This is a genomic window from Bifidobacterium castoris (assembly GCF_003952025.1).
GTDB classification, from domain to species: domain Bacteria; phylum Actinomycetota; class Actinomycetes; order Actinomycetales; family Bifidobacteriaceae; genus Bifidobacterium; species Bifidobacterium castoris.
Window position 1 is genome coordinate 1 of sequence record NZ_QXGI01000015.1, and the last position, 8,570, is coordinate 8,570.

5 protein-coding genes are annotated in these 8,570 nt (G+C 65.1%); 4 read left to right on the top strand and 1 reads right to left on the bottom strand.

All coding sequences use genetic code 11. From position 1 onward, the window contains the following. Positions 1-521: 521 nt before the first annotated feature. The 3 genes from D2E22_RS10290 (at position 522) to D2E22_RS10300 (ending at position 2,978) form a co-directional block, all read left to right on the top strand. Positions 522-812, top strand: coding sequence for a hypothetical protein (locus D2E22_RS10290; protein ID WP_126032991.1), 291 nt, complete (start codon positions 522-524; stop codon positions 810-812). Between the two features lie 271 nt (positions 813-1,083). Then, positions 1,084-2,307 (top strand): hypothetical protein, encoded by a 1,224-nt coding sequence (locus tag D2E22_RS10295; RefSeq protein ID WP_126032992.1) that lies wholly within the window; start codon positions 1,084-1,086, stop codon positions 2,305-2,307. Further along, a complete protein-coding gene (locus D2E22_RS10300) occupies positions 2,307-2,978 on the top strand; it encodes a PspA/IM30 family protein (protein WP_126032993.1) in 672 nt (223 codons plus the stop codon). Before D2E22_RS10295 ends, D2E22_RS10300 begins: the two co-directional genes overlap by 1 nt. A gap of 127 nt (positions 2,979-3,105) precedes the next feature. Here the strand turns inward: D2E22_RS10300 and D2E22_RS10305 are convergent, their stop codons facing one another. Continuing rightward, on the bottom strand, positions 3,106-4,488 hold the full coding sequence (locus D2E22_RS10305) for a DHA2 family efflux MFS transporter permease subunit (protein WP_126032994.1): 1,383 nt from the start codon (positions 4,486-4,488) through the stop codon (positions 3,106-3,108). 673 nt (positions 4,489-5,161) lie between these two features. On the opposite strand from D2E22_RS10305, the gene ileS reads away from it, so the two are divergent. Then, entirely contained in the window at positions 5,162-8,521 is a 3,360-nt protein-coding gene (gene ileS, locus D2E22_RS10310; RefSeq protein ID WP_126032995.1) for a mupirocin-resistant isoleucine--tRNA ligase, read from the top strand. The last annotated feature ends 49 nt before the right edge of the window (positions 8,522-8,570 follow it).

The following is an 8,570-nucleotide window of genomic DNA, read 5'->3' on the forward strand; positions in this document are numbered from 1 at the left end:
ACAGGGTGGGATTTGCAGAGTTGGAGGCATGAGGCTATAACGCGCAAATTGTCAATGATTCCAATGATTTTATGGCTGTAGTGGACTGTGCGCTGGTGATCTGTGGGAGAACATGGACGAGGTGCCTCGCTGAGGCGCGCCGGCGCGGCGTATCCATCGCAGGGGTACTGCGAGACGCCGTCGTCCCAACGGTCGCATGTGGATGGCCGACCTCGGACGAAAACAGGTGAAGGCCGACGCCTTCACCTGTTTTCATTGCGTTTTCCTTGACCGATCCATCGCCGCGACGAGGTTGCGCGGCGTGCAGGAGGCGACGGATACCGCGCCCGCAGTCATATGCCGACGCACGCCGAGGGGTGCCGTCGGCCGCGGCGGACGATGAAAACGCGGCATTCGCAATGAAACGAGAATCATTCGCCCGATGGGGGAAAACCGCGGCGCGGCGCGGCGCCGAGCGGTTATATTGAGGATAGCGGCTGCGGCGAAGGACGCCGCGCGGAAGATCCACGAATGGAGACGACATGGCACAGGACAAGAAGAACGTCGGCGACGATCTGGACGACATGAGCACGAGCGAGCTTGACGACCTCGAGAACATCGTGCGCGACACCGACCATCCGTACGCCGATCCGGTCACCGGCAAGCCGAACGAGGACGTGCCGCATGAGGACCTGGGCGTCGCGCTCAAGTCCGCCGAGAAGAAGGCCGAACACGACGCCAGGATCGAGCGTGCCGCCGAGGTCGCCGAGGAACCGCTGGACGCGAACCAGTGGGAGGATCCGGAACTCGAGGACCGCGACGCCACCCGCTGAACGGCGGTCCGGTGGATGCGACGGGTGCGGGCCTTGCGCCAAGAAGGCGCAAGGCCCGCACCCGTCGTGTATTTCGCGGCCATAGGTCCCGCTCTTGCCGCATTCGGTGCGGATGTCCGCCCACGGTCTCAAAAAAGCATGATCGTGAAGTGCGCAGCGGGGATCTGACGTATATTGGTGCGCAATGCGTTCGGCCGGTCGCGTCGATGAAGGCGTGCGGCAGGGCCGGACGGACAGGGACAGGGCAACACAGGGCAACAAGGAGGCGGTCATGCCAAGACCGGGGAGCGGCGACGGTCCGGGACCGTCGGCGAGCAGCCACAACGACGGACTGCGCGCCAGTTCGCACGGCCCTCGTGGCACCGGGCGGCGTCCGGGCATGGACTCGGGCGCAGGATCCGGTGGTTTCGGCGGTTTCGGTGGTTTCGGTGGTTTCGGCGGTCCGTCGCCGCGCCGGCATTCCGGCCATCCGCGGTATCGTTCGGGCATCGATCTGGGCGATCTGATCAACTTCGGCATCGGCGTCGCCTACGGCAAGGGGCAGGAGCGCCGCTCCCGCCAGCGTACGCGCATCGAGGTGCCGCATATGAGCGAGAACGGCATGCGCACGCCCCAGCGGCCGACCGACGGCACCTATGGCGGTCCATCCGGCGGCGTCTACGGCGACGGCCCGGGGCCGTTCCCGCCCGCCGGCGGCGGAAGAAACCCGCACTCGGGATCGGGATGGCTGGCGGCGATCGGCATCGTCATCGCGATCGTCTGCGTCATCCTGCTCGGCTTCCTGAGCTGTTCGGGGGACAAGTCGACAGGAGGCGGGGCGATACCGGCTAGCACCTACAACCGCGAGAAGATCGAATCCGGCGCCCCCTACGACAGCGACGACGTCGTCGACGAACTCGGATGGGTTGAGGATGTGCGCGCGACCGAACGCGGGCTCAAGTCGTTCTATGACAAGACAGGCATCCAGCCCTATGTGCTGCTCGCGAAATACAACGCGCAGACGACGACCGACGCCGAACGCGAGGACTGGGCGCACGACTGGTACACGAAGCACATCGACAACCAGGACACGCTGCTGCTCGTGTACTTCGCCGACAAGGACTCCGAGAACGTCATAGGCCACAGCGTGCTCATCAACGGGCGGAACATCTCGACGGTGATGGACGCCCAGGCGGTCGACATCTTCTGGGCGTACTACGACCAGTACTGGTACTCCAATCTGAGCACCGACGACGCGATCGTCAAGACCTTCGACTCGACGGCGGAGCGCATCATGACGAAGACGACGACGACCAACGACGTGCTCAAATGGGTCGTCATCGCCGTCATCGTCATCGGCGTGCTCGTCATCATCGTCATCATCATCTGGATGGTGATCAAACGCCGGCGCGAACACGAAGCGTACGTGGAACGCATGGTCAACACCCCGCTCGAAGAGGCGGAGGACCCGATTTTGAAAAAATATAGTCAGGACGACCAGAAAGGACAACGATAATGGCTATCCTGAAACGATTCGGCGACATCATGCGCGCCAATATCAACGCCTTGCTCGACAAGGCGGAGGATCCGGCGAAGATGGTGGATCAGATGCTGCTCGACCTCAATGAGGACCTCGCCGCCGTCAAGAAGGAGACCGCCGGCGTCATGGCTGCGGCCACAAGCGCGCGCCAGCAGGTCAATGAATGCAAGGCCGACATCGCGAAGTACGAGGCGGCGGCGAAGGCGGCCGTCAAGGCCGGCGCCGACGACGACGCGCGTCAGCTCATCACGCGCAAGCAGCAGTACGAAAGCACGCTGCCGTCGCTTGAGCAGGCCGCGCAGGTCGCCGAGGACAACGCCGCGAAGATGCGCCAGATGCACGACAAGCTCGTCAACGACATCAACGGCCTGCAGGCGCGCCGCGCCGCTGTGCACGCCAAGGTCGCCGTCGCGAAGGCGCAGAGCACCGTCAACAAGGCCACCGAATCCACGGCGAAGAGCTCGCGCAGCCAGGCCGCCTTCGACCGCATGGAGGCGAAGGCCGACCAGATGCTCAACGAGGCGAACGCGACGGCCGAGCTCAACACGCAGGCGAGCGAGGAGGAACTCGCGAACAAGTACCTCGCCGGCGGCAGCGCGTCGGTCGACGACGAGCTCGCCCGCCTCAAGGCGGAACTCGGCGAATAGCATGACGCCATGAGGCGCAAGGGCCGCGCCCGCCGGACCGCACCCCAAAACCCAGATCGGGATATTCCCGATTCGATTTTTGGGGTGCGGTCCGGCGGGCGCGGCCCTTCCATATCGCGGCGCCGGGTCACTCGTTGCCGGCGGCGACGGTGCCCGGACGGTACCGGATGAAGAACACCGAAACGATGAGCATCACGACGGCGCAGCCCGCGCCCGCCCAGGTGGACAGGTCGAAGCCGGCCACGCCGGCATTGCCCATGAGCCCGACGAACACGGCGGTGCTGATGGCGGACGCCACCTGGTTGAGGGCGTTGAACAAGGCGGTGCCGTCGGCGGTCTGGGACTGGCGCAGCCCGCTCATCGCCCAGGTGAGCAGCGGCATCATCATCAGCGCGATGCCGATGCAGCGAATCGCGTTGTAGCCGGCGATGAGCGCAAGCGGCGTGCCGGTGGTCGTGAAGGCGAGCAGCACCATCGGGATGAGCGAGAGCGCCGAACCCACGATCGTCAGTCCGCGTGCGCCGATCTTGTCGAACAGCCTGCCTGCAATCGGATTCATGACGATGCTGCACAGCGATCCGGGCAGCAGCACCAGACCGGACACCGTCGCCGATCCGCCCAATCCAGTCTGCACGACCATCGGGATCGTGGTCACGGGTCCGATCATCACCAGATACAGCAGGATGCTCGCGATCGTGGCGACGCGGAAACGGTAGCTGGAGAACACGCGCACGTCGAGGAAGGGCTTGTCCAGATGCAGCTGCCGGCGCACGAACAGCACGCAGGTGAGCGCACCCACGACGAGCGCGATGCAGCCGACTACATCGAAGCCTTCCGCGAGCACGCCGATGCCGTAGGTGACGCCGCCGAAGACGATCGCCGTAAGCAGGAAGGAGAGGATGTCGAAGCGTTCCTTCGTATTCTCAAGGACGTTGGAGAACACGATGAGCGCGTAGATGAACGAAAGCAGCATGATGGCGAATACGAGCGCGAAGATCGAACGCCATCCGGCGCTGTCGGCGAGCATGCCGCCGAGCGTCGGGGCGACGACCGGCGCGGCGCCGAGCGCGAGTCCGTACCAGCCCATGATCGTGCCGCGCTCCTCGACGGGGAAGATCGTGAGCAACACCATCTGGCCGACCGTGGTGATCGCGCCGGCCCCCATGGCCTGCAGCGCGCGGCCGATGAGCAGGACCTGGATGTTCGGCGCCAGCATGCAGGCCACCGTGCCGACGAGGAACACGGCGATGACGCCCGCATACAGCGTCTTCGTGGGCACGCGTTTGGCGAGGAAGGCCGTCATCGGGATCATGACCGCCATGACGAGCGAGTAGATGCTGGTGATCCATTGTCCCACCGCGACTTCGACGCCGAATTCGTTGATGATGGGGGTGAGCGCGGTGCTCAGCGCGGTGGACAGGAGCGATGAGGCGATGCACGACAGGATGATGTTGACGAAGATGAGCCGTCTGCGGGCGGGCGTAACGGTTGCGGTCCGTGTTTCGGGCATGGGGTCCTTTCCTGGACGGGGCGTGGGGTACGGGCATGACGATGCCCCCGCGTGGCATGGATATGGCTGGACACCGTCCTGTCTCGCCCAAGACGATGGAAGTCGGACAAACTGAATGCTCAAGCGGGGATGTTACGGAGACGAACGGACGTGGATACGCTGTACGACTAATTTCCGCAGATGCCTTGACGGCATGACGGAATCCGATATCCTAAGCATTACCAGAGCATGAGCGGATTGGCTCCGCGTGAAGGATGGACTTCATGCGTCCGCCGTCAGGGGAATGCCGGCATCTCGCACCGGACGCATGCCCCCGAGGCGCGGCGGGGCGCCGCCATGGCGCAATGGGGGCGCCATGGGCGAAAGAGGGCGTCGTGCCGTTCCCGAGCTGCTGCTATAGTGTCGCCGTATGCAGGCGACGATCCGTCATCAGCGGGGAGCCTTCGGAAGAACGGCCCGTCGTGCGCGTGCGCGTCGGGCTCAGTAGAACCGACGGGACCGGCCCGACACAGCCGGATCGAGCGGTCATATGCACGTCGCGGATGCGGCGCGCATGCGGCAAGCGAGGTGGTACCGCGGTGGCGGTCCCGCGGCGGCGCGCGCGACGCGCACCGCCGCGCGGGCGTCCGTCGTCCTCGCAGGCAACTGAAGTCTGCAACGACGAGGAGCAACGGTGAGCGAAACACCAAAGCACGTGTACCCCAAGGCGGCAGCCGGCGACCAAAGCGCCAACGTCACGCCGAACCCGGATTTCCCCAAGCTCGAAGAGGATGTGCTGCAGTATTGGGACACGAACGACACCTTCCGGAAATCCATCGATGAGAACTCCTCCGGCGAGAACAGCGACAACGAGTTCGTGTTCTTCGACGGGCCGCCCTTCGCGAACGGCCTGCCGCATTACGGCCATCTGCTGACCGGCTATGCGAAGGACGTCGTGCCGCGCTATCAGACGATGAAGGGGCATCGCGTCAACCGCGTCTTCGGTTGGGACACGCACGGCCTGCCCGCCGAGCTCGAGGCGCAGAAGGAGCTCGGCATCGACTCGGTCGACCAGATCGAGAAGATGGGCATCGACAAATTCAACGACGCCTGCCGCGCCTCCGTGCTCAAATACGTGAACGAGTGGCGCGACTACGTGCACCGCCAGGCGCGCTGGGTCGACTTCGAACACGGCTACAAGACGCTCGACATCCCGTACATGGAGTCGGTGATGTGGGCGTTCAAGACGCTCTACGACAAGGGGCTGGCCTACAAGGGCTACCGCGTGCTGCCGTACTGCCCGAAGGACCAGACGCCGCTTTCGGCGCACGAGCTGCGCATGGACGCCGACGTCTACCAGGACCGTCAGGACACGACCGTCTCGGTCGCGCTCAAGCTGCGTGACGAGGACGACGCCTACGCCGTCATCTGGACGACGACGCCGTGGACGCTGCCGACCAACTTCGCCGTCGTCGTCGGCGGCGACATCGACTACGTCGAGGTGCGTCCGACGCAGGGCAGGTTCGCCGGCAAGAAGTTCTACTTCGCGAAGGCGCTGCTGAACTCCTACAACAAGGAGCTCGGCGAGGACTACGAGGTCGTGCGCGAGCTCAAGGGCCGCGACATGGTCGGCTGGCGCTACCATCCGATCTTCCCGTACTTCGCCGGCGAGGCGGCGACGGCCGAGGACGGCACCCCGGGCCCGAACGCGTACCAGATCTTCACCGCCGACTACGTCGACACGGCCGAAGGCACCGGTCTCGTGCATCAGGCGCCGTACGGCGAGGACGATATGAACACGCTCAACGCGCACGGCATCAGGAGCATCGACGTGCTCGACGCCGCATGCCGCTTCACGTCGCTGTGCCCGGACTACGAGGGGCTCTTCGTCTTCGACGCGAACCTGCCGATCCTGCGCAACCTGCGCGCCGGCGACGGCCCCCTCGCCGAACGTCCCGAGGCCGAACGCGCGCTGCTGTTCCAGGAGAAGAGCTACGTGCATTCGTATCCGCACTGCTGGCGCTGCGGCACGCCGCTCATCTACAAGCCTGTCTCGAGCTGGTTCGTCTCGGTCACGAAGATCAAGCCGCGTCTGCTCGAACTCAACCAGCAGATCAACTGGATCCCGGAGAACGTCAAGGACGGCCAGTTCGGCAAGTGGCTCTCGAACGCCCGCGACTGGTCGATCTCGCGCAACCGCTTCTGGGGTTCGCCGATCCCGGTGTGGGTGAGCGACGACCCGAAGTACCCGCGCGTCGACGTCTACGGCTCGCTCGACGAGCTCAAGCGCGACTTCGGCGACTATCCGCGCGACAGCGAGGGCAACGTCAACATGCACCGCCCGTGGATCGACAACCTGACCCGTCCGAACCCGGACGACCCGACCGGCAAGTCGACGATGCACCGCATCACCGACGTGCTCGACTGCTGGTTCGAATCCGGCTCGATGCCGTTCGCGCAGTACCACTATCCGTTCGAGAACAAGGAGTATTTCGAGCACCACTTCCCGAGCGACTTCATCGTCGAGTACATCGGCCAGACGCGCGGCTGGTTCTACCTGCTGCACGTCATGGCGACGGCGCTCTTCGACAAGCCGGCGTTCAAGAACGTCATCTGCCACGGCATCGTGCTCGGCGACGACGGACAGAAGATGAGCAAGCACCTGCGCAACTATCCGGACGTCAACGGCGTGTTCGACCAGTACGGCTCCGACGCGATGCGCTGGTTCCTGATGAGCTCGCCGATCCTGCGCGGCGGCAACCTCATCGTGACCTCCGAGGGCATCCGCGACACGGTCCGCCAGATCATGCTGCCGGTATGGAGCTCGTATTACTTCTTCACGCTGTATGCGAACGCCGCGAACGGAGGCAACGGATACGACGCGCGCCGCGTGCGCGCCGACGAGATCGGCGGCCTCGCGCAGATGGACCGCTACCTGCTCGCCCGCACCCGTCAGCTCATCGCGGACGTGACCCGCGACATGGACGCCTTCGCGATCTCCGAGGCCTGCGATGCGGTCGCCGACTACATCGACATGCTGACGAACTGGTACATCCGCAACTCGCGCGACCGGTTCTGGAACGAGGACGAGGACGCGTTCAACACGCTGTACACGGCGCTCGAGGCGTTCATGCGCGTGCTCGCGCCGCTCGCGCCGATGGAGGCCGAGGCCGTGTGGCGAGGCCTGACCGGCGGCGAATCGGTGCATCTGGGCGACTGGCCGTATCTGACCGATCCGGCCACCGGCGCCGACACCGAGCTGGGACGCGTGCTTCAGGAGAACGGCGCGCTCGTGGCTGCGATGGACAAGGTGCGCGAGATCGTCTCGTCGACGCTCTCGCTGCGCAAGGCCAACAAGATGCGCGTGCGCCAGCCGCTCGCGAAGCTGACCGTCGTCGTCGACGAGCCGTCGCAGGTCGACGTCTACGACGCGCTGCTCAAGAGCGAGCTCAACATCAAGGCGATCGACTACCTGATGCTCGACGAGGCCGCCGAACACGGCCTCAAGATCGTCGAGGAGCTCAAGGTCAACGCGCGCGCCGCCGGACCGCGTCTGGGAAAGCAGGTGCAGTTCGCGATCAAGGCGTCGAAGAGCGGCGCATGGCACGCCGACCCGAAGACCGGCGACCCGGTCATCGAGACGCCGGACGGCGAGATCACGCTGCAGGGCGACGAATACGACATCACGCGCCGCGTCGAGGAGGCGGACGCGAGTGAACGTGCCAACTCGGCGTCGTCGATCCTGCCTTCGGGCGGATTCGTCATCCTCGACCTCGCGCTCGACGACGCGCTCATCGCCGAAGGCTACGCGCGCGACGTCATCCGCGCCGTGCAGGACGCGCGCAAGGGCGCCGATCTCGACGTGACCGACCGCATCGACCTGACGCTGGACGTGCCGGAGGGCGACATGGCGAAGGTCGAGCGCTTCGAGGACCTCATCAAGTCCGAGACGCTCGCCACGTCGATGACGCTTCGGGCGGGCGCCGCGGCGTTCATCATGCCGGATGTGAGTAAGCGATTGTTTTCCGGGACTCGTGCGGACACGGCGCGGTGACATTGGTTGCGGACGCCCGATCCGCCCAGCTGGACCCGACGTATTTCAC